The following is a 21,645-nucleotide window of genomic DNA, read 5'->3' as shown; positions in this document are numbered from 1 at the left end:
TTGAATGAGGTGCTTCTTAAGCAGACACGAGTTCGGTGTCTAGATCATTTTCCTCTATATTTTGTAATCGTTTAAATACTTGTACGTATTTATCAGCGATTGTAGTCATTGGTAAGGCAGTGGCAGCCTTATAATTTGCGCGTCCCATAGCTGTTCTCAAGGTCTCATTTTCTAAAACGATCTTTAAAGATTCTGCCAAATCTTCAATATCATTAGGTTCAAAAAACTGAGCCTCATAGCCTTCTTCGCGTGAGAGAATGCCCAGATCTCCCAAATCTGGCATAACCACTGCTTTACCATAACTTCCTGCCTGATGCAGTACTCCGCTGCTTCCCGTAGTAGCCGTATAGGGGAATACGACCACTGCGCTATCTTCAAACAATTTAGGGACATCTTCTTCGGCGACATAACCTGTAAAACGAAGTTGAGCAACGTGAGCAAATTGCTTTTTTACACCCTCGAGATATCCTTTCACATTAGGATTATCAGTTCCGGCGATGACGATCTCAATATCTAAGTCGGTGCTTTGACGTAAGCGTTGTACCGCTTCAATAAGCATCTCCACTTTTTTATAGGTGCCAAATTTGCCAAAAGTCATTACCTGTAAGGGGCCTTGCGGTAAGTCATATTTAGGAGCTTGAGGCAACTCAAACGTTCCGTGCGGAATCAATCCTACATTAGTTGCTTTATATTTTTTCTGTAGAATAGTTACATATTTACTGATGGTAAGGGCCACATAATCTGCTCGTAGCAGCAACCGAGTGAGCTGGCTTCCTATAAAATTATATGCTCGTTGTAAGAGTTTGTTCTGGGTTATGCCGGCTGCGGAAAGATCAACTTCCTCTAAAATATTATGAAGTAACACCACCGAAGGAATACGCATCAATTTGCACATACCGGGAAGCATCAAGCCTAAAGCTGCAGGAATCTTTTTGTCTCCAAACTTCATAAACTGAAGATTAAACAACACCCCGTCTGGCTGCTCCTCTCTGATCGCTTTTAAAACTTTAGGCAGATTACTATACGCATTAAAACTCCAGCACTTGATCACGCGCACTTTACAACCTGAAACATCCAGATGATTTTCGGCAACGTCGGCAGCAACATCTGCAAGCAATACGATCTCGTCAACCTCTTGATGCATTCTCAATGCACGTACCAAATAAAACGCATATTCGTTAAGCGTAACTTTGCTGGGCGGAAAGGCAGTAACAACGGCTAGTTTCATAAGATTTGGTGTTTAATTATGATTCAAATTTGAGAAGAATACCACTCTTAAAATGCCAGAAAACGTTTGATCACCGCTTACTGTCGACGAATGGAACTCCCACAGAGTTAAGTGGTTTTATGTACTTTATACGCTTTTAAGTAGTACAAAACCTGAATGATTAGCAATAGGCTCATACTTCCTATTTGAACCCAAACCACCTGTTCTAGGCTATTATGCATTAGAATGATTCCTCCTATTTGCAAAAAACCACCTATGAAACTTAGATAGACGGGCGTATATTTCCCTAAGGATAGGAAGTAATAGGTAAACAAATTGGCCACAGCAAACAAACCGGTAGCTAAAGCGTAAGGCCCTAAAAGATGACTTACGGAAACATATGCCTCACCAAACATCATTTGTACGATCAAATTGGAAAACAGAAAGCATGCGGCCACAATACTGAGTGCTAAAATGCTTATGTAGCTTACGTATTTAAAAAGAATGGTTTGGGTAGATTCTCCTGCTTTGTGTTTTCGCACGACTTCGGGTAAAAGCAACATAACAAACATCCAGGCAACAAAATAGACCACCCGACCTATCAAAGCCAGAGAGGCGTACAAACCAGCTTGATAGGAATCAAAATAGTGTTTTACTAAAAGTATATCACTGTTATTTATAAGAATCTGAGTTCCTTCATAACACGCAGTAATAACAAAAAACTGAAGAATTTCACGCAGTGCTGTTTGGGTCAAGACTCCTACCCTACTATTCTTAGCTTTATCTTTCGCGCGTGGAAACTGTGCCGCAATCAGCGATAAACTAACGCCTAGTGCGACTCCTATCGCAGGTTGCGTTTTGAATAGCAAAATGCAAAGCAGGGTGAGCACAAGCCTGCTCCACATTTCGATCTGATAGGTTTTTGCCATATTAATCAACTGCTCTTTTCCTTGATATAAGCCGCGGTTGATGCTCATCACAAAATAAAGCGGAACGGATATTCCAAAAACAACAAACATGGCTTGAGATGATGTTTGAAACAATTCCTGCAAAAAGCTGGAAAAAACAATAAAAATGCATCCTAGTACTAACCCAAAACGTAAACTCCATTTTTGGATTCTATTGAGAAACACCGGTTGTTTTTCTTCAGATAATAAAGCGATGAAACGTGCCGTTCCCAACTGAAAAGTCATTGCGGCAAATGATAATACTAGCAACAATGTTACCAGTATTGCTGCATCTGCAAATGCTTCAGGTCCCAGCAAGCGGCCTAGAAGTAAATTATACAAGTAGTTTCCGCCGTTTACTACTAGCGCACTAAGCATAAAAAGCTGCTGTGCACTTATTTTTGATCGTACAAAAGGTATCGCTATCATAACCGAGTTCTTAGAGATTTTTAGTTTAAGCGACTCCTAATAGGTAACGCTTACCGGCAAGGCCAAATGTGCCACTCACCGACTTATTATTCAGTCCTTTAAACAGCACCTGTTTCCCGCTATTGCGGTAATGATTTTGCAACGTGATCAATTTCATCACCGTGCGCAGAGTGAGTTCGTCCAACTGGCTCAGATCTATAACGATCTTTTTCTGCGATCTAAAATCTTCATTGATCGTTGCTGCCAATTCACCAACGGACTGCACTTTTAAAATTCCACGTATTTGAATAGTTTCTGAGGTAGTGATAAATGAATACATAACACAAAGATTTTAAAGATTATGAAGCAAATATCTGCGGAAGCTTTTTGTAAAAATGCCCTATTTCGGTAATTGGAATTTTACTGTAGATGAATGGTTTCCTTTTATAAGTCAAACAGCGCTTAATGGGTTAAACTTTTAAAAGTCACGCATTTCACAAGAAATAATCCTTAAACAGCATGTATAGTTGCCCCCTTTGAGGCTTCCTGTTTTAGTGTTTTCCGTGAGTTGCGCTTTAGCTTCGATAAGCGGTAAATACCTGTAGATTAAAAAAATAGGTTTCACCGCTAACTTGCTCTAACCAAATCGTAGTTATGAGAACACTATTTTTATGCTGTTTAAGCTTTAGTTTATATGTGAGCATTCAGGCGCAGGATATGCAAGAGGGTTTTAACCTATTGGAAACAGGCAAAAATCAAGAGGCTCAAGTTTTCTTTGAGCGAGTATTAGAAGAATTTCCACAGAATAAAACCGCTCAATTGTGTTACGCACGCGCTTTGGGCTTAGGCGGAAATCCTTCCGAAGCTTTAGGCCTTTTTAAAAATATGCTTTCCGAATATCCCGGGGATCTCGAGATAACATTAAACTATGCCGAAGCCTTCCTGTGGAATAACCGCTTTGAAGAAGCGGCTCCTATTTATAAAAATTTAGTCTCTGAATATCCCGAAAATTTCGGGACGCTTTTAGGTTATGCCAATACCTTATCCAATTTAAAAAAATATCCTAAAGCTCTAACCTATATCTCCAAAGCTTTAGCCATTGATCCTGAAAATTTAAGTGCTAAAACCTCTCAGAAATACATACGCCTGGGCTATGCTGCACAGTTATCAAAGGCGGGGAAGGCAATTCTTGCACAGACCTATTTAGATTCAAACTTCATCGATTTCCCTAAAGACCGAGATACACAGCTTAATAAGATTTCAATCTATCTAGCGACTAACAATTACGAGCAGGTTGCAAGCATATATGAAAATTTCAATCAGACTAAAGAAGAACAGATAGAAGGCACAATTGGTCTTGCGCTGGTATCGCATTTACAAGAAAATGACAAAAAAGCATTAGCTTATGCTCTTGAAGCAAAAAAGCAATCTGCATCCGTAACCGATTCTACGCTTGTTTTGGCTGCAGCCGAACGCTATACGCAAGCCCTAATTTGGAATGCAAAATACACCGAAGCTAAACGTGAACTAAAACATTTAGATTCTGTTTATAAAAGCAATTCAAAGGTACTTGCTTTGAATGCAATGTTTGGGATGTACACCGGTGATTTTAAAAAGGCGATAACTGCGTATCAAACTATTTTAGCGAAAGACAGCACCTCTTTTGACGGAAACCTAGGGATCGCCAATGCCTATCGTGCCGCTGACGATCCTCAAAAAGCTTATCACTATGCAAAGCAAACCTTAAACTATTATGAGGATCAAAAGGATGCGCAAGGATTGGTAGAAGCGCTAGATTTAGAGTATGCGCCTACTGTCGATGCAATGGCCTGCACCACCAAAGATAATGGCGAGAACATCGCTTACAGTTATGGTGTAGCGACGACGATTCCGTTATCTACAGCACTAAAGGTGAGCGCAAATTATGGGTATCGTATCACGCGCAATGCACTTAGCGGTCAGGAAGCGCAATCGTATCAGTTAGGGTCTCAAGTGCACTATCGCCTCACTCCCGGCTATGCTTTAGAAGCCCAAGCCGGACTCATCAAAGCCATCACCACAGATAAAGAATATACCGATGTTCAGGGAGCGCTTACTTTTAAGACTAAACCGGTAAAACGACTGCATCTGGATCTAGGATACCGCCGTGCGCTTCAAAATTTTAACGCTGCGCTTTTAGAAGAAAAAATAGCTTTAAATGACTATTTTGTCAATTATAACTGGGGCCTTACTACACGTTTAGGATGGTACACCTCAATGATCTACACGGCTCAATCTGATGCTAATAACCGCAAGTTGTTATTTACTTCTTTATATTACAGCCTTACCCGAAAGCCTGCTTTAAAAATGGGATTCAACTATCAAAATCTGAGTTATAAAAATCAAGTTAGTGAATTGTATTTTAGCCCGAAGCAGTACCAAGCGGCTGAGGTTTTTGCAGATCTGATGCTAAAAGTTGGTGATCATTTTAGCATTCATAGCGTGGCAGCAGGCGGACTGCAATATGTGGAGGATCAAGAAGCTACCTCTATTTTCAGAGCTGAGCTTAATGCGACTTATTCTATAAATAAGCAGTTTCAACTGGGCTGCTACGGCAAATACAGCAATATTGCTTCGGCAGTTGCCAGCGGATTTGAATTTGGAGAATTGGGCTTTAAACTGCGCTGGATTCCTTCAGCGAAGCCTTTATTTAGACAAACTGCTAAATAAAATAACTACCGACTTTTTAATCGTAATGTGTATATTGAGAAAGTAAACGATTTACTTTCAATGCACTATACGTTATTTTTCCTTTTACTGTGTACCGGCCTTTGTTTTGGGCAGAAAGACTACACTTTTGACTATCGCCTGGAGTATCAGCAAACCTTTTTTAAAGATTCGATCCCTGTAAAAAATCGTCCGTTTTATACACAGGACAGCATTGCATCGATTACGTACCTAACCAACTCTAAAGACAACAGCTATCACGGAGTGCTTACAGCACTTGACAGTTTGCACTACCTATTAAATTTTAAAGACGAGAACGGACTTCAGTTTGAGGTGAGTTTTCTTAAGGCGGAATTTGATCAGGCAGTTGCGGTTAAAATTCCGTGTAAATTTGTTCGCAGTTATCGCAATGCGTATACCTATCAGACTAAACATTATGATTTCAGCCGTGCAAAAGATACCTTGATAGATGGTCTTCAATATCAATATTACGCGCTAGCCGCAAACAATCCCAGAAGGGCTAAGAAGAAAAAAACCGGAACGTTGCTTTACATTATAGCTCCTGAAACATCTTTTCATTTTCCGCTACTGACCCAAGCTACCGCTTTTGAAGAATGGAAAGCTACGCAAAACCTTCCTAACGGAATCTTCTACCAAAAGTACTTTATAGATTATTATCATCGAAAGGATGCGCAATGGCAGTTACTCAACTATCAGAAGATAGACCTAAAGTTGAGTATTGATGCCGCTTGCGATTATACGCAAGAAACCAATTGAAACTATTTAAACAAAAAAAGAAAGGATAATACCGAAAGCACCATCCTTTTCTCAAACTAAACAACTACTATATTTTTAATTCACGAGTAATTTTCCTTTATAAGTCTGACCTGCTTTGGTGATGACTTTATACGTATACATCCCGGTGGATAGTCCGTTACGATCCAGGCGCAAAACATCATTATTTCCGGTAGGGTTTTCTTTCTTCCGCAGTACTTCTCTTCCGCTTAAGTCTATTACAGCGAGCGTTGCCTCATTTGCCGGCTCAGGCAATTTGATCAATGTGTACGCTGTAAAAGGATTAGGGAAATTATGTACTTCCGCAAGCTGAGTTTCTTCTTGAAAAGCTTCGTTAGACAAGGTGCGATTGGTACTGAACGCCACGTTTTTTAAATCTACTTGTACCGAAGTACTATTTACAAAATCTCCTTGTATTGAAAAGACCACACTACGGATCGCGGTAAGCGACTGAGAAGCTCCCGAGCCGTCTTCAAAAGCATCAAACGGAATGATAAAATGCTGCTCGGTCGAAGTTTCGGGGATCACGTAGCGTAACCGCTGATCCCAATCCTCAAGCTGTGCCGGAACCAAGATAACTTCAATAGGAGCGTTAGCCTTAACACTAAATTCTAAAGCAGAAAGATCGTGCACATCTAACGCAAGTTCGCCTGCTAAAAGATGTCTAAAAATGTTTAAAGTTCCTTTAACCTCAGCGCTGACTGTTACTTCTCGCTCCACAAGATATTCTGCATCTTGAGTTTCTTCCTGAGGCTGCATCACCTTAAAATCATTCACGTAAACTTCCTCTTCTTTGTAATCAATGCCCCAAGGTCCATCAGCTAGATATAAGGCATCGTAGGTTGGATTCTGTGTATCATAAAGCGCTATCCCCGCGTCAAAAAGATGCCCCGTAGTAATTTCGATCTGTTCCTCATAAGCCCCGCTCAAAGCCACCCAATGCTCTTGAGTTTGCAAAGCTTCAGTTTCTGTAGGATGAATATTTGCACGTGTGCTAATGCCCGTAACGCCGGTTTTATTTTGTACGTTAAGCATTAATTTTCCGTCATAATAGTACCCACTTTTTACAAAAACCTGTGGAAGTTTATCTACCGTAGTATCTGCCGCTAAAGGTTGCGATTGCTCAAAAACATCAAGGGTATAATTCACTAAAGCGCTCACCTGCCCTACTGACTTTCCCCAGAATTGAAAATTGAGATAATCACCTTCAGGATATTGATCTATATTCCAAAAACTGTAAACCGTAGGATTGTTCGATTTATGATTTACCGAAAAACTAACGGCGTATTCCAGATTACCATTGGCGCGTTTGATCTTAGCCAAAATGAGCGTATGCCCGCGTAATTGAAACGTTCTAATATCTTCTAAGGAAGAACCATTCAAGCGATCGCAAATGGTTTTTGCGTGATCATAAACGCCATCTTTCGTTTCTAACAACAAGCCTGCTGCAACACGGTCTGCTTCCTGATAATAGTCGATCGCAAAAACGCTCGAAGCATTTGTTATTTCTTGTAAATCAGACGGACTAGCAATCGCTGCTTCTTCAGTCCCAAAAAGTGCCGATTCCCCAAAATAGCTTGCCAGATTTGAATTTCCATTTTTTGAGGGAAACTTGCTTTTATTGAATTTACGCTGCGCAGCTTTAGTATTTTTATGATCAGCCGTTTGAGTTCGCTTGAGATTTCGCTTTGCGATCAATGTTGAAAGATCTCCATTACTCTCTAAACCTCCATCATAAGCAGAATTGACCTTAGTAGCCGAATCTACATCGGCGTAATTTCGGGTTTCAAGAGCACTATATGGGTTTGCTGAAATATAAAATAGGGCATCGTTAAAATCCTGATCGCAGGAACCGTAATCGCGGCGTATATCTTCAAAACCCAAAATAATACGTTCATTGACGGGGTCATTGAGCAATACATTATGATACCGTAAATCTTCTTGCGCCTCGGGATTAAAATCAGGATTTGAATATAATTGCCATAATCCCCAAGTCACTTCAGACTGCCAGGCATTTGCTAACAACACCCAGCCAATACCGGTTCCTGCTTCAAACGATCCTAGTTTTACTTTGTTACCTGCAACGAGGCTACCTCCAGACCATTTTGCCGAAACATTAGGAAAAACAATCGTGATCTCGTGATCATAAGGTGCACGATCTAAAGGGTTATTGACATCATAAGTATAAAAACCAAGTACGTTTTTATATCCTGCACCTTCAGCGACAAAGGTTACAAAAACCTCAGCATCTTCCTGCACGATGATATCTGTGTCGTATCCACTAGAAATATAATGCGGATTATAAATAGGCACAGGAAAAGATTCCGGTAGAGAATTAGATACCATTTGAAGCGTTTCCGGGCTAACGAAATCGTCTTGAGGTTCTAAGTAAAGCGGCGTTCCGTCTGCTGTATAATTTCCTAAAAAATTAAAGTTTTGGGCAGCAGCGCCTGTCACAATCAACAACGCAAAAAGTAAGTGTAGCAGTCTCATAATCTTGGATTTGAATCCAAAATTAAAGGACCACCTCAAGCCAATTTATCGATTTTCGGTAGATGGCTTTTAAGTATAGTTAAATGGAAAAACTGTTGCGTTAAAGCAAGTTAAGCCGCTTCATCAAAATAGGTCTATTGGATCTGCTGATAGGAATCACATCTTTTGCGATCAATACACTATTGTCTTCTATATCAATGATCTTATGATAATTGATCACATACGAACGGTGTATTTTTAAGAACTTACTTTCAGGCAGTTTTTCTTCTATTTTCTTGAGCGTAGAGTGTACGGTGTAATTTTTACCTTCGGTTTTAATTAAGATGTAATCGCCTTTAGCTTCAATGATCAAAATACTGTCAAAATTAAGTTTGATCAAACGACGATCGATGTTGATATACAGATCGTTCTCAGTTTCTTGTTGCGGCTGGCTTTGTACTGAAGTATCCTGAATAGGCTCTGTGCTTGCCACAAATTGTTGCGCTTTTTGAACAGCCTTTAAAAAACGCGGAAGCGCCACAGGTTTTACTAAATAATCTACGATGCACTCGTATTCAAAAGCTTCAATAGCAAAATTGCGATCAGACGAAGTCAAAACAATTCTAGGCGGATTTTTTAAGGTCTGAATAAAATCAAATCCTGTAAAATCAGGCATATGAATGTCAAGAAAGATAAGGTCTACCTCGTTTTGATTCAGGTATTTTATCGCACTAATCGCATTCTCAAATTGAGCTACCACTTCAACATCTGCGGTTTTATCACAGTGGTTGCGAATTATAGAACGTGCTAAAGCTTCATCGTCGATTATAATGCAATTCATAAGTAGGTTTTAAAGCTTCCTGACAAAAGCGTTAAGTTCATCAATGATTTTTTTAAAGGCTGGAGCAGAAGTTGGGTTTTCGGCTCTAAGCTCATTTTCATAAGCCGCTGCGGTTGAATAAGCTTCTTCCATATTCAAGATACTAATTTTATGTTTTAGCTTATGAACACTTTCGGCAGTTTGTTTAAAATTATTTTGCTCTAAATGAAATTGATACTGCTCAAGCTCAGCAGGAAGCTCTTCTTTAATGATGCTGATCATTTCCTGTTCAAAGCTAGCAGTTCCGCCGGCGATCTCTTTGATCTTATCTAAATTTGGCTTTGTCATTTTAGTGTTTAGGCAAGGTAAAATAAAAGGTGGTTCCCTCTTTGGGTTTTGAACTTAACCAAATCTTTCCACCATAGAATTTTATGATCTTTAATACAATTGAAAGCCCAATTCCCTTGTGTTTAGCATCTTGTTCTAAAGTTTGAAAAACCTGAAAAATCTTATCGTGATAGGCAGGATCAATACCTCTACCATTATCAGCAATACTAAATTCATAGCATTCATCGCGCTCTTCAAAAGTTACACGTACGACGCCTTGCGCTTTATCATTGTAATTAATCGCATTCTGAATTAAATTTTGAAACAACTGCTGAAACCTAAACGAATTTCCATAAACTTTAGGCAAGTGCTTTAGCACGCTAATTTCAATATGTTTAGGTGTATGCATTGTCGCCAGCAGATCTGTCACTAAGCGATTGAGATCAATAGCGTGTTTGTCGTCTACCGCCTTATCAATAGCCGAATATTCTAAAATCCCCTGAATCAGGTTGTGCATATGCTCAACGTGCTCTAAAATAAGATCTAGATTTTCTATACTCTCCTCAGATAAGCGGTCATCTTCAATAATAAAATTAGTAAGCGCATTGATATTATTGAGAGGCGATTTTAGATCGTGCGAAACAATATGTGCATAGTCATTGAGTTCCTCATTTTGCTTTTCGAGTTGAGCGAGTAATTCATCACGATGTTTATTGGTAGCTATAATTTCGCGTGTCTGGTTGTCAATCACACGTGCAAGTTCTAACGCATCCAGATTGATACTGTCTTTTTTAGGCGTCTCAAGCTGATTATTGTACTTATAAAGTGCCGCAATGGTCTGCGTCAAACTCTCAATTATATTTTTCTGCTGCGAGGTTTCTTTCTGTAATTTTTTATTCGCCTCAAACAACTCATCAGAGCTTAAAGACATAGCACGTTGCACCATAGTCAACTGCTCTTCGTAATTGGTATACGAACTGCTCACAGCATCTAAAAATACCTGAAGTTGCTCATCAAGCTCAACACCTTTTTCTAATAAATGCTTCCGTATCTGTCGTTGTAAAAGCCTATTCATCTATTCACTTATAAGCGTTAGTGTCATCGTTTGATTGTGCAATTCGCAGATGCGATCATCAGCAAATGGAGCGAGCTCTCCATAACTATAAAATCCTGTGAGCGTGGTATTTTTTCCGAGCACTTCGCATACTTCTTCGATCTCTTCCTCTACCCGCTGATGCATGACTAACTTTCGGCCAACACAGCTTACTAAAATGGCTAATTCAGGTGGTGAATTTCGGTGTTCTACCGCGCGCTTCGCCGCTTCAGAAGCTCCGTCTACAATACCGTCTACGGTAGCCATCATTAGATTTACCCGTGAACCTTCTGGAGCGTCACCGGCTAAAACCATCGCATTCGTGTCTTCATCTATGTTGAGAATCGTACGTACTAGCGGATTTTTTTTATGTTCAAACTGAACGCTAAGAGGATAAAGCAATGCCGCTTGAGGCAATTCTGAAGCTTTATCGCCTAAATACTTTTTGTAGAGATCCAGCGCAGGTCTATGATCAAGCTCGTACAACACATTACCCGAAGATTTTGTTATAAGCCGCTCTGGGCCAAAAGAAAACCAACCCCCATAATTGGCAAAACTGATCTCTAGCGAGTCGCCATAAAGGCCTATAAGCACTACTTCTCCTTCCTTAGCCGGCTGATTATAACCACAAAGGGTTTTCTCAAAACGAGCATCATCTCCGCATAAACCTCCAGTAATTGCAATATCAGCGTCTAAAACCGATGACAAGCCGTTAATGAGTTCGCTCCCGTTTACAAAACTTCCTTCAGAAAGAACAAAAACATGTTTAAGTCCGTTTTTATTAATACGCTCTGCAAGAACTTTTCCGGTAGCAAAACTTTCTTTATTCTGTTCTAAAATGGATGCGCTTACGATCTCAAAAGCAGACTTTTCAAATTCTATAGCGGTATACGCCAAACCATCACTAAGCACATTAGTCCCTGTAATTTCACCAGCAGTTGATCCTAAAACAAGATGCCCGTCAGGAAACTGCGCTCTCAATTGTGTGAAAATCGATTCATCTTCAAGTAAAAACCGGTTTGAAAACACCAGTACAAGCGGGGCTTTGAGAGACGTTGCTACATCAGTATGTTGCCACTTGCCCGATGCATCGCGTGTGCCTTGTTGTATTTTCATTTTTTTACTTTTTTAGACTGAAATAAAACGTTGTTCCATCACCCGGCGTACTCTCTAACCAAATATCGCCATGATAAAGATCAATTATTTTCTTTACAATTGATAAACCAATACCTGTAGAATCTTCGTGATCAGTCAAAGACTGAAAGATTTTAAATATTTTATTGTGATATGCCGGTTCGATCCCCATACCATTATCTTCAACAGCAAAAACGTGGCGATGCGCTTCTTCGGTATACCTGATCTCCACCCAGCCTTCTGCTTTATCACAATAGCGCACTGCGTTGCTAATCAAATTCTGAAACACCTGCTGAATGCGTATACGGTCAATAGGTATAACAGGCATAGGGCCTTTCTTAACTTTAATATGATCAGGAATGTGAATAAGCTCTGTAACGCCATCTATCACACTACCTATATCCGTAGCGTCATCCTGAGTATGATCGCGCTGAATACTGCTGTAATTTAAAATACCTGTGATTAAAGCCTCCATCTTTTCTAAGGTATTTTCTAGATTTTCAAAATTCTCAAGACTTTGATCGTCAAGATGCTGCAAATTATCTTCCTTGATCCAATTGGCCAAAGCATTGATACTTCTCAACGGACTTTTTAAATCGTGAGAAACCACGTGTGCGTATTCTTGAAGTTCGCGATTACTCTTTTCTAGATTGGCAAAAAGCAAATCTTTTTGAGCTTCTAGATTTTTAATTTCGGTAATATCCAGATGGATTCCTATAGAACCAACAAGCTTTCCATTGATGTCAAAATTGGGAGCTCCACTAATTAACCAATTACGCTTCTGCCCGGCTTTGTTGAGCACCTCAACTTCGTAAGAATCAGATACTCCTCGTGCTCTAACTTTAGTCTTGCTGTGAATGATCTCTTGACTTTTAGGCTTCATAAAAAGCGCTGCAGCCTTTTTACCTATAAGCTCTTCTTTACTGAAGCCACTAATTTCACAAAAACTCTGATTGGCTAGTAGAATACGATCCTCATTATCTACTTCGAGCAAGCCTAAATTCATATTAGCGATAATACTGCTGTATTTCTCTTTCTGCTGCTGTAAATCATTCTTATAACGGCGTTGAAGCGTAACATCTGTGTAGCTCCACAGATGTCCTTTATAATTTCCGTTAGTAAAAATAGGCACGAAATCCCGCTCTAGAATGCGGCCATCCTTGAGTTCAAGCTCATCACCGGTAACGAGTTCGCGCGCAGAAATGATCTCCTTTATACGCGCCACAAATGCTTCAGGATCTTTAAATAGTGGTTTATTTTCTTCCGTCGCATTAATACAGCTTAGGCCTTTTAATGCTTCCGGCTTTGCCGAAATACCAAACATATCGCAAAACATCTGATTGGTAAGTACAATGTCGCGCTGCTCATCTTCTAGTAAAATTCCGTTTTGCAGTCGGGAAATAAGGGCAGAAAGTCGGTTTTCAGATTCTACCAATTGCTCGCGCGCCAGCAGTTCTTTAGTCACATCTTCAACAGTGATCACTTCTTGAATCTGCATCCCGTTTTCAGGATTTTTTATAGCTGTCCCATTGATCTTTGTAGTAATGATCTGGCCGCTTTTTGTGATGTACTTTTGTGTACTTACAAAAGCATTTACCGCTCCTTCTTGCAAAGCCTCTAGCTGCTCTTTATAATCCGATTTTTCAGCAGCAAAGGTTAGGGCTTTTAGGTCTTTTCCTAAGATTTGATCCTCGGTAAAAGCGAGAATATTTTTAAAGCTTGTGTTACACTTTTGAATCTTACCATTTATGGCAAGCGCTATCCCTAATGGAGAGTTGTTTACAATAAATTCAAGCTGTTGTTTTTGCTCCTCAATGATTGTGGCTTTGCTCTCTTCTAAAGTTATATCGCGCACAATGCCCTGCGCGACAATTGCTTTATTATTCTCATCAAGAATGGTACTGGCATTTATATGAACACGCCTGATCTCACCAGATTTGGTGCGTATACTCACTTTAAAATCTGTGATACTGCCTTGTATAAGCAATTTTTTAAAGGCCGTTTCAACAGATTTTTGTTCTTCCTCTAATACTAAATAGGGTAAAAAAACGGGTTCTTTGGTGGCATCATAGCCCATTAATGTAACGGCAGCATCGTTCATCTTTAATACCCGACCATCAATATCAATGACGACATAGGCATCAGCCAGATTTTCAAAAACGCCTTGTAACTCAGAATTTTTCTGATAAATTAATGATTGAAGTTGATCATTAGATTTTTTTAATTCTTCAGAAAGCGCGTAGAGCTCAGTAGACTTTTGCTCTAAAATAGCCTCTGCAGCTTTACGTGCACTGCGCTCGCGAGCGATAAGTCTTTTATATAGCGCTACGTTTTCTGTTTCCATGACCTTTTTCTATAAAAAACCGTACGTGCGTACCATCTGATTTTAACTTTTGAAAACGCACTTTAGAATCAAAACCAAAATAAGTAAAGGTCTCGTGCATAAGGCCAAGACCAAAGCTATACATAGCTCTACTAGAATGGTAGTCTAAAATTAAAGATTGGTTTGTTTTATTTATGGTTTTAAAGGTGGGTAACTGGGAGTCCGGATAAATTTTGCGTACTTCTACGTGAATGTGATCTTCAATAGAAGCCAATAATTCTAAAGGATCTGTGTAACTGTTTAAAAGCACTGCATAGCTCGTCTCGATGACTTTAAAAAAATGCTGTGCATAAACATATAAGAGTTCGTCTATACTCAGCTGTGTGCGTTCACTTAAAGCGGTTAATAAGCTCACCATCTCGACGAATTTATAAGTGCCTACCGCAGTGTAAGCTCCGCCAGATTCAAGATCAGACGCCTGAATGATCGCATCTACCATCTCAAGACCAAATTTATCTTCTACAAGCTCTAAAAACTCAGTAAACACAACACCTTTCATCACATATGAATTAATTCGTTAAGACTCCAGTAATTAAGTAGATTAGTGATTTTACTCACATAATCTTCATATTTTAAAGGTTTAAGCACATAACCCGCGATTCCTATTTCATAACATTGCTTTACATCATTATGATTGCTAGAAGTGGTCAAAATGATCGTAGGAATATATTTAAGCATAGCATCCGCTTTCAAGATCTTTAAGAACTCGATCCCATTAATCTTAGGCATATTGAGGTCAAGTAGAATTATATCTGGTAAGGCGCTTTTATCTTCTAAAATTTGCAATGCTTCTTCGCCATTTTTTGCTTCTATCAAATGATGCTTCAGGGCACTCTGCGCGAGCACGCGTTTGAGTTTCATAATCTCAATACGGTCATCTTCGATTAACAAAATGGTTAAGACTCTTCCTTTCATTTCAATCTTGTTTGAATTGGGTAATTACCTATTAATTTTATTTTACAAGAAAAACCCTTTAGGTTCACTAGACCTAAAACATTTTACTTCTAAAAAATTCCAAAGCATAACTCTGAAAATTAATGATCTGTACAAAAGTCTCAATAATGCCTAAAAAATATATTTAAAAGCGGTGAACGCAATACGAAGTATAGACGAATGGTAGTTTAGTGTAGATAAATAGTAAAAGTACTTGTAGAATAGTACTTTAAGCGCTAGTTGAATATCGGAAAAGACAGAAAATAAAAAAGCCTTGCAAAAATGCAAGGCTTTAAAAAAGTGTCGGGGTGGCAGGATTCGAACCTGCGACCTCCTGCTCCCAAAGCAGGCGCGATGACCGGGCTACGCTACACCCCGAGGTGTTTTCTTAAAAAAGTTGCGGAGAGACAGGGATTCGAACCCTGGCGACGGTTACCCGTCGACAGATTAGCAATCTGCTCCATTACCACTCTGGCACCTCTCCTAAGAACGTTGGCGTCTCTCTCAAAACGCGGGTGCAAATATATATCTAAGTTTTTGATCAACCAAAGCTTTTTAGAGAATTTCTATAACTTTTTTTGAATCTTTTTTTAACTCCCTGAAAACAAGATTTTCAGAAAATCACTATTCCGGATATTCTATGCGCAAATGGTAGATGTTATTCAGTTTTGACTTCAAAACCTTCTTAATTATCTGTATTTCCTTAAAAGTAATCGTAGCATTTAAAAACTGATTTTCCTCCATTTGCTTATTGATGATTTTTTCTACAAAAGAATCGATCAATACCGAAGTTGGTGATTTCAAACTTTTACTCGCCGCCTCTACACTATCAGCCATCATTAAGATCGCAGTCTCTTTGCTAAACGGTAAGGGCCCTGGATATCTAAAGTCGTCAATATTGACATCCTCATCTTGTTCTTGCGCTTTTTTATAGAAATAGTATACCGTACTTGTCCCGTGGTGCGTGCGTATAAAGTCAATAACGCGATCTGGCAGGTTGTTTTTCCGGGCGACCTCGATTCCATTAATAACGTGATCAATAATAATTCTAGCGCTTTCTTTAGGTGAAAGGTCTTCGTGTGTATTGATTCCGGTAGATTGATTTTCAGTAAAATCAGTAGGATTCAACATCTTGCCAATATCATGATACAGTGCTCCTACCCTAGTAAGCATCGCATTTGCTCCAATCTCGTTAGCTGCTGCTTCGGCCAAATTTGCCACATTTAAACTGTGATGAAAAGTTCCCGGTGCTTTATTAGCAAGATTCTTAAGTAACTTAGAATTTGTGTCCGTAAGCTCTAGAAGTGAAAGATCACTTACAAGACCAAAGATCTTTTCATAGGCATAGATAAGCGGCTGCACAAAAAGCGTCGCTAAACCGGTAATTATAAAAAGACTGAAGGTTTCCCATTGCAAATTGTCTATGGTTCCCTCGTGGATAATGTGAAAAGCAAAATACCCTATGATATACATAAAAGTGATCTGCCCTACCGAAATAAACAGATTGGCTCGCTTATACAGTTCTGAAACGGTCAAAATTGTCACAATCCCCGCAATCACTTGCAGAAACATATATTCTGAAGTATTAGGCACAATGAACCCCAATAAGAGTAGCGTGATCACGTGTGTGAACAAACCCAATCTAGAATCAAAAAAGGCTTTTATCACAAGCGGCAAAATACAGAGCGGAACCACATAAACATAATTTGCATCATATTTCACGATAAGTGTGGTGAACAATACCATTAAAATGATATTGAAGAAAATAAACGTCACCATCGTATTATTTTCAAAAACGTGCTCGCGATACGTTTTTATAAAAAGCAACAACATCGTCAGTGCCACCGAAACGAGTAAAACATAACCAAAAACAACCCAATTATATTTACTGGCAGTCCAGGATTGCGACTCATATTCGGCTTGTAGAGACTTCAGTATCTGATACGTACTTTGCTCAACAATTTCACCTTTTGCGACAATTCGGCCTCCTTTATTCACCACGCCTTTGGTAGGAGCGATCTTGCTCAACTCAGCATTTAATTCCTTATTGGTGAGCTTTTCATCATAGGTAACGTTAGGTTGCACCACATCATAAAACAGCTCCTTAAAACGGTTGACCGCCTGTACGTATGGTCCGTTTACAAGTCGACGGTTGATCAAAGCGCTAATTTCATCTGTAGTATTCAGATTTTCTATGGAAGTTTCTTCGATCTCATTTCCGCGACGCAAATATATTTTTCGGCCTTCTTGAAAGGCGGCCAAATCGCTAATCACCCCATATTTATAAATATCCTCTAAAATTTGAGAGCCAAATTTCTTCAGTTCGCTCTGACGATCTCTAAAAATTGAATCTGTAAAAACCGAAGAAAATTGGTTTTCGTAAGCTGCCTTTGCCTCGTTAGCAATATCTTGATCGTAATTAAAATAAGGAATTATAGAGTTTTCTGCTTCGGCACGCTCCTGCTCTAATTGATCCTCACTCTTTAAAATGGCAAAGTCTACCGGTGCGTATAAATTATCATACTGCCAAGGCTTATTCTGCTGAAAATCAAATTGAAATTTTCCACTTTTAGGAAAAAGATAAACGATAAGAATGGTGCTTGCAATACACAGCAATACCTTATAAAGCGCACCTTGATTTTTATAAAATCGGTTTAAAATACTACTCATATAACTCTTGTGAGGCTTCAAAAATCGAAGACTTACCCATTAAAAATAGTCTTGACCTTTTTCAAGGAAATTCATTTTTAATCCTTGACATGAAAGTAAAAGTACTAAAATAAAACGGGAAGCTTGAGGTGTTAAGTATAGGCCAAATGATAACGTTTTCGTTAGCTATTTGTTATTTTTGAATTCTATCAAAAAACACACAAATAAAGATGAAAAAAGATATTGTAATCGTTTCTGCAGTACGTACCCCAATAGGTAGTTTTTTAGGAAGTTTATCTTCACTAACTGCTGTTGACCTTGGCGTGGCTGCTATAAAAGGCGCTTTAACTAAAATTAATTTAGACCCTTCGCTTGTTGACGAAGTATTTATGGGTAATGTAGTTCAGGCCGGTGTAGGACAAGCTCCTGCGCGCCAAGCTGCCTTGGGTGCCGGTATTCCTAAAAATGTGCCGTGTACAACGGTAAATAAAGTATGCGCTTCAGGTATGAAAGCCGTGATGTTTGCGGCTCAATCTATCGCACTCGGAGACAATGACATTGTCGTTGCCGGCGGAATGGAAAGTATGAGCCAAATCCCGCATTATATACATATGCGCAACGGGCAGAAATTTGGTCCTACCACTCTTATAGATGGTATGCAAAAAGACGGACTGGTAGATGCTTATGATGGGAATGCGATGGGTGTTTGCGCCGATGCTTGTGCTACCAAGTATAATTTTTCACGCGAAGATCAAGATGCTTTTGCAATTGAGAGTTACAAACGCTCAGCTGCTGCCTGGGAAAGTGGGAAGTTTGCAGACGAAGTAATTCCTGTAGAAGTTCCTCAGCGTCGCGGAGAGCCGGTTGTGGTTAGTGAAGACGAAGAATTTAAAAATGTTCGTATGGAAAAAATAAGCAGCTTAAGACCTGCGTTTTCCAAAGATGGTACGGTTACCGCAGCAAATGCTTCGACTATTAATGACGGCGCCGGAGCAGTGATCCTCATGACCAGAGAAAAAGCTGAAGAACTTAACCTAGACATTTTATGCAGTATTAAAGGTTATGCTGATGCTGCCACAGACCCTGAATGGTTTACCACCGCTCCTTCTAAAGCGTTACCTAAAGCGCTCGCAAAAGCCGGTGTAGGTCAAGGTGAGATTGAGTATTTTGAGTTTAATGAAGCCTTTTCTGTTGTGGGTCTTGCTAATATGAAAATTTTGGGCTTATCTACAGATAAAGTAAATGTCAATGGTGGAGCTGTTTCATTAGGCCATCCTTTAGGGTGCAGTGGTGTGCGTATACTCATCACACTTATCAATGTCTTAAAACAGAATAACGCCAAGCTGGGAGCAGCGGCAATCTGTAATGGTGGTGGTGGCGCATCGGCAATGGTGATCTCGAGATAAGTATTTTAGAAGTTATACACGTCTTGTTAATAATCATTTTGGTGCGTAAAAATCATTTGAATTACTTTTACCAAAATTTCAAAACCGCCTGATGAATTACGGCATTTGCCCATTAAGTATTGTACCTATGCGTTTAGAGCCTGCTGATGCAGCCGAGATGATAAACCAAGTACTTTATGGTGAGCATTTTAAAGTGCTCGAAATTCGTAAAAAATGGAGCCGCATTCGTCTTGCTCACGATAAATATGAGGGCTGGATTGACAATAAGCAATACAAAGAGATTACCGCAGAAGATTATGATGATGCCGAAAAGCGTACTCCTATTCTGGCGAGTGATCTTTTGCAAATGGCAACATCTTCTGATGAACATGTGCTGAGCATTCCATTAGGGGCGCAGCTGGCTAATTTAGCATTGACGGGAGATCATTACGAAGGCAATTCGGTAGCAGAGAAAAAGGAAAAAGCAACCTTTATCAATACCGCATTATTGTATTTGAAAAGTCCGTATTTATGGGGTGGCCGAACGCCCTTTGGTTTAGATTGTAGCGGCTTTACCCAAATGGTTTATCGCCTCAATGGACATGCACTATTTAGAGATGCCTCACAACAAGCTACTCAAGGTGAACCGCTTAGTTTTATTGAAGAAAGCGAGCCTGGGGATCTTGCTTTTTTTGATAATGATGAAGGCGCTATTGTGCACGTGGGTATTATGCTCCAAGACAATTACATTATACATTGCCACGGTGAAGTGCGCATAGATCGTATAGACCACACAGGAATTTACAACGCAGAACGCCGCACCCACACCCATAAGCTAAGAGTTATAAAAAGGATTATATAAAAAAAACGCGAGAAAAAATCTTCTCGCGTTTTTAGTATTATAAACCGTTCTTTTAATCGTTATTCTGATATTTCGCTTTCTTGGAGCCAGCATAAATATCATATTTCACTAACCGGGATTCTAAAGAACCATTATAAAGTTTAATTTTTCGGCTGGTGCGTAAACCTACGTGTTTTAAAGATTCAAGGTTTGAAGTGATAAACCAAGCTTCGGTATCTTTATAATTTTGTTTCAAAGTATCTCCTATATTCTTATAAAATGTTTCCATCTCTACAGGAATTCTTTCGCCGTAGGGCGGATTGAAAACCATTTGCAAATGACGCTCGCGCTCTTTTTCAGTCTTAAAAAAATCAGCTTCCTTTATTGAAATAAATTCACTGAGTTCAGCATTTTTAATATTCTCTTTGGCCTTTTCGATCACCGAAGGATCCTTGTCATAGCCTTGAATTGTAAAATGAAATTCTCTAATTTTCTTTAAGGCAGAAGCTTCAATAATATCAAACAAATCAGGATCCCAATCGTGCCAATTCTCAAAACCAAATTGCTTTCGGTTCAAATTAGGCGGAATATTACAAGCGATCATCGCAGCTTCGATCAGCATCGTTCCACTACCGCACATTGGGTCAAGAAAATCACTGTGACCTTTCCATCCTGAAAGCATCAAACACCCTGCAGCAAGCACTTCATTAATGGGAGCTACGTTAGTATTGAGGCGATATCCACGCTGATGCAGCGATACCCCACTACTATCTAAAGAAATAGTACACCTATTGTGACGTATGTGTATATCAATACTTAAATCTGGAAATTTCAAATCTACATCAGGGCGTTCTCCAGTCGCTTCTCTAAATTGATCTACAACCGCATCTTTAGCCTTCTGAGCCACAAATAAAGAGTGTGTGAACTGCTCGCCACTCAAAGTCGCATTGATCGCAAATGTATCATTCACACGCATATATTGGCTCCAATCTATACTTTTTACAGCAGCATAAAGCGCATTCTCATCTTTTACTACAAAAGAGCGTAACGGCTTTAAAATTTTAATAGCCGTTCTACAGCATAAGTTTGCCTTATACATAAATCCTGTATCTCCTGAGAAGCCAACGCTGCGTGTACCTATCTCTATATCTCCTGCACCTAATTCACGTAATTCTCTTGCCAATAAATCTTCAAAACCAAATAAGGTTTTTGCCAGCATTTTAAAGTTCTCTGCCATCACAAAATTTTAGATTGCAAAAATAGGTTAATTTTACCGGCTTATTGCGACTAACGAATTCTAGTCAAATCATCTATGATATTTATTTTACCAATTGCAGCAGTTGTGCTGGGTTTCCTGATTGCTTTGTGGTTTAAACCAAAAGTGAATGCTGCAATTAAACTGCTTTTAGCCTTTAGCGGGGCCTTCTTGCTATCGATAACCATTTTTGAATTTCTACCTGAATTGTATGCTTCGGGTTCTAAGCATGTGGGGCTATTCATTATGGCCGGACTCTTATTTCAAATACTTTTAGAGTTTTTGTCGCG

At 39.4% G+C, this 21,645-nt stretch carries 18 protein-coding genes and 2 tRNA genes (1 of these 20 cut by a window edge); 5 read left to right on the top strand and 15 right to left on the bottom strand.

Annotated features, from left to right (window positions below; translation table 11 throughout):
* Positions 1-16: 16 nt before the first annotated feature.
* From HCN54_RS04330 to HCN54_RS04320, 3 genes are all read right to left on the bottom strand, one after another.
* A complete protein-coding gene (locus HCN54_RS04330; RefSeq protein ID WP_167596690.1) occupies positions 17-1,228 on the bottom strand; it encodes a glycosyltransferase in 1,212 nt (403 codons plus the stop codon).
* 107 nt (positions 1,229-1,335) lie between these two features.
* Positions 1,336-2,583 carry an oligosaccharide flippase family protein gene (locus HCN54_RS04325; RefSeq protein ID WP_167596689.1) on the bottom strand — a complete coding sequence of 416 codons (1,248 nt, stop codon included), beginning with the start codon at positions 2,581-2,583 and terminating at the stop codon, positions 1,336-1,338.
* 25 nt (positions 2,584-2,608) lie between these two features.
* On the bottom strand, positions 2,609-2,902 hold the full coding sequence (locus tag HCN54_RS04320; protein ID WP_167596688.1) for an STAS domain-containing protein: 294 nt from the start codon (positions 2,900-2,902) through the stop codon (positions 2,609-2,611).
* A gap of 314 nt (positions 2,903-3,216) precedes the next feature.
* Here HCN54_RS04320 and HCN54_RS04315 point away from each other — a divergent pair, with 314 nt between their 5' ends.
* Together HCN54_RS04315 and HCN54_RS04310 are read left to right on the top strand one after the other, a co-directional pair.
* Positions 3,217-5,271, top strand: coding sequence for a tetratricopeptide repeat protein (locus HCN54_RS04315; RefSeq protein ID WP_167596687.1), 2,055 nt, complete (start codon positions 3,217-3,219; stop codon positions 5,269-5,271).
* A 60-nt stretch (positions 5,272-5,331) separates the two neighbouring features.
* Complete coding sequence (locus HCN54_RS04310) at positions 5,332-6,045, top strand: hypothetical protein (protein ID WP_167596686.1); 714 nt, start codon at positions 5,332-5,334, stop codon at positions 6,043-6,045.
* A 75-nt stretch (positions 6,046-6,120) separates the two neighbouring features.
* Here the strand turns inward: HCN54_RS04310 and HCN54_RS04305 are convergent, their stop codons facing one another.
* The 11 genes from HCN54_RS04305 to HCN54_RS04255 form a co-directional block, all read right to left on the bottom strand.
* Positions 6,121-8,556 (bottom strand): DUF4114 domain-containing protein, encoded by a 2,436-nt coding sequence (locus HCN54_RS04305; RefSeq protein ID WP_167596685.1) that lies wholly within the window; start codon positions 8,554-8,556, stop codon positions 6,121-6,123.
* Positions 8,557-8,656: 100 nt separating this feature from the next.
* Positions 8,657-9,376, bottom strand: a complete 720-nt coding sequence (locus HCN54_RS04300; protein ID WP_072982763.1) for a LytR/AlgR family response regulator transcription factor — start codon at positions 9,374-9,376, stop codon at positions 8,657-8,659.
* A gap of 9 nt (positions 9,377-9,385) precedes the next feature.
* The gene (locus tag HCN54_RS04295) at positions 9,386-9,703 is read right to left on the bottom strand and encodes an Hpt domain-containing protein (RefSeq protein WP_167596684.1); all 318 of its coding nucleotides are present in this window, start codon (positions 9,701-9,703) and stop codon (positions 9,386-9,388) included.
* 1 nt (position 9,704) lies between these two features.
* Positions 9,705-10,757: a sensor histidine kinase gene (locus HCN54_RS04290; RefSeq protein WP_167596683.1), complete on the bottom strand. Its 1,053-nt coding sequence runs from the start codon at positions 10,755-10,757 to the stop codon at positions 9,705-9,707.
* Entirely contained in the window at positions 10,758-11,891 is a 1,134-nt protein-coding gene (locus HCN54_RS04285; RefSeq protein ID WP_167596682.1) for an FIST signal transduction protein, read from the bottom strand.
* A gap of 4 nt (positions 11,892-11,895) precedes the next feature.
* Positions 11,896-14,253, bottom strand: a complete 2,358-nt coding sequence (locus tag HCN54_RS04280; RefSeq protein ID WP_167596681.1) for a PAS domain S-box protein — start codon at positions 14,251-14,253, stop codon at positions 11,896-11,898.
* Complete coding sequence (locus HCN54_RS04275; protein ID WP_167596680.1) at positions 14,225-14,791, bottom strand: heme NO-binding domain-containing protein; 567 nt, start codon at positions 14,789-14,791, stop codon at positions 14,225-14,227. The genes HCN54_RS04280 and HCN54_RS04275 overlap by 29 nt, the downstream gene beginning before the upstream one ends.
* On the bottom strand, positions 14,791-15,207 hold the full coding sequence (locus HCN54_RS04270; RefSeq protein ID WP_167596679.1) for a response regulator: 417 nt from the start codon (positions 15,205-15,207) through the stop codon (positions 14,791-14,793). The genes HCN54_RS04275 and HCN54_RS04270 overlap by 1 nt, the downstream gene beginning before the upstream one ends.
* 321 nt (positions 15,208-15,528) lie before the next feature.
* Positions 15,529-15,603 (bottom strand) — tRNA-Pro (locus HCN54_RS04265).
* Positions 15,604-15,625: 22 nt separating this feature from the next.
* Positions 15,626-15,709: transfer RNA gene (locus HCN54_RS04260), tRNA-Ser, on the bottom strand.
* A 140-nt stretch (positions 15,710-15,849) separates the two neighbouring features.
* Positions 15,850-17,895: an HD family phosphohydrolase gene (locus HCN54_RS04255; protein WP_167596678.1), complete on the bottom strand. Its 2,046-nt coding sequence runs from the start codon at positions 17,893-17,895 to the stop codon at positions 15,850-15,852.
* A 209-nt stretch (positions 17,896-18,104) separates the two neighbouring features.
* On the opposite strand from HCN54_RS04255, the gene HCN54_RS04250 reads away from it, so the two are divergent.
* Together HCN54_RS04250 and HCN54_RS04245 are read left to right on the top strand one after the other, a co-directional pair.
* Positions 18,105-19,280: an acetyl-CoA C-acyltransferase gene (locus HCN54_RS04250; protein WP_167596677.1), complete on the top strand. Its 1,176-nt coding sequence runs from the start codon at positions 18,105-18,107 to the stop codon at positions 19,278-19,280.
* Positions 19,281-19,371: 91 nt separating this feature from the next.
* On the top strand, positions 19,372-20,121 hold the full coding sequence (locus HCN54_RS04245; protein ID WP_072985203.1) for a C40 family peptidase: 750 nt from the start codon (positions 19,372-19,374) through the stop codon (positions 20,119-20,121).
* Between the two features lie 52 nt (positions 20,122-20,173).
* Here the strand turns inward: HCN54_RS04245 and HCN54_RS04240 are convergent, their stop codons facing one another.
* Positions 20,174-21,337, bottom strand: coding sequence for a class I SAM-dependent RNA methyltransferase (locus HCN54_RS04240; RefSeq protein WP_167596676.1), 1,164 nt, complete (start codon positions 21,335-21,337; stop codon positions 20,174-20,176).
* 75 nt (positions 21,338-21,412) lie between these two features.
* On the opposite strand from HCN54_RS04240, the gene HCN54_RS04235 reads away from it, so the two are divergent.
* Positions 21,413-21,645, top strand: partial view of a ZIP family metal transporter gene (locus HCN54_RS04235; RefSeq protein ID WP_167596675.1) — the start only. Its footprint extends 436 nt past the window's final position; 233 of the gene's 669 nt are visible here — the first part of the coding sequence; its start codon is at positions 21,413-21,415; its stop codon lies off the right edge, out of view.

It is taken from the genome of Leeuwenhoekiella sp. ZYFB001 (assembly GCF_011784865.1).
GTDB lineage: Bacteria > Bacteroidota > Bacteroidia > Flavobacteriales > Flavobacteriaceae > Leeuwenhoekiella > Leeuwenhoekiella palythoae.
The sequence above is the reverse complement of the archived record's forward strand: the minus strand, read 5'-3'. Positions and strand labels throughout refer to the sequence as shown.

Bases quoted from the DNA above. Each gene is read 5' to 3' on its own strand.
- HCN54_RS04330 (WP_167596690.1), bottom strand. From the start codon at position 1,228: ATGAAACTAGCCGTTGTTACTGCCTTTCCGCCCAGCAAAGTTACGCTT.
- HCN54_RS04325 (WP_167596689.1), bottom strand. From the start codon at position 2,583: ATGATAGCGATACCTTTTGTACGATCAAAAATAAGTGCACAGCAGCTT.
- HCN54_RS04320 (WP_167596688.1), bottom strand. From the start codon at position 2,902: ATGTATTCATTTATCACTACCTCAGAAACTATTCAAATACGTGGAATT.
- HCN54_RS04315 (WP_167596687.1), top strand. From the start codon at position 3,217: ATGAGAACACTATTTTTATGCTGTTTAAGCTTTAGTTTATATGTGAGC.
- HCN54_RS04310 (WP_167596686.1), top strand. From the start codon at position 5,332: ATGCACTATACGTTATTTTTCCTTTTACTGTGTACCGGCCTTTGTTTT.
- HCN54_RS04305 (WP_167596685.1), bottom strand. From the start codon at position 8,556: ATGAGACTGCTACACTTACTTTTTGCGTTGTTGATTGTGACAGGCGCT.
- HCN54_RS04300 (WP_072982763.1), bottom strand. From the start codon at position 9,376: ATGAATTGCATTATAATCGACGATGAAGCTTTAGCACGTTCTATAATT.
- HCN54_RS04295 (WP_167596684.1), bottom strand. From the start codon at position 9,703: ATGACAAAGCCAAATTTAGATAAGATCAAAGAGATCGCCGGCGGAACT.
- HCN54_RS04290 (WP_167596683.1), bottom strand. From the start codon at position 10,757: ATGAATAGGCTTTTACAACGACAGATACGGAAGCATTTATTAGAAAAA.
- HCN54_RS04285 (WP_167596682.1), bottom strand. From the start codon at position 11,891: ATGAAAATACAACAAGGCACACGCGATGCATCGGGCAAGTGGCAACAT.
- HCN54_RS04280 (WP_167596681.1), bottom strand. From the start codon at position 14,253: ATGGAAACAGAAAACGTAGCGCTATATAAAAGACTTATCGCTCGCGAG.
- HCN54_RS04275 (WP_167596680.1), bottom strand. From the start codon at position 14,791: ATGAAAGGTGTTGTGTTTACTGAGTTTTTAGAGCTTGTAGAAGATAAA.
- HCN54_RS04270 (WP_167596679.1), bottom strand. From the start codon at position 15,207: ATGAAAGGAAGAGTCTTAACCATTTTGTTAATCGAAGATGACCGTATT.
- HCN54_RS04255 (WP_167596678.1), bottom strand. From the start codon at position 17,895: ATGAGTAGTATTTTAAACCGATTTTATAAAAATCAAGGTGCGCTTTAT.
- HCN54_RS04250 (WP_167596677.1), top strand. From the start codon at position 18,105: ATGAAAAAAGATATTGTAATCGTTTCTGCAGTACGTACCCCAATAGGT.
- HCN54_RS04245 (WP_072985203.1), top strand. From the start codon at position 19,372: ATGAATTACGGCATTTGCCCATTAAGTATTGTACCTATGCGTTTAGAG.
- HCN54_RS04240 (WP_167596676.1), bottom strand. From the start codon at position 21,337: ATGGCAGAGAACTTTAAAATGCTGGCAAAAACCTTATTTGGTTTTGAA.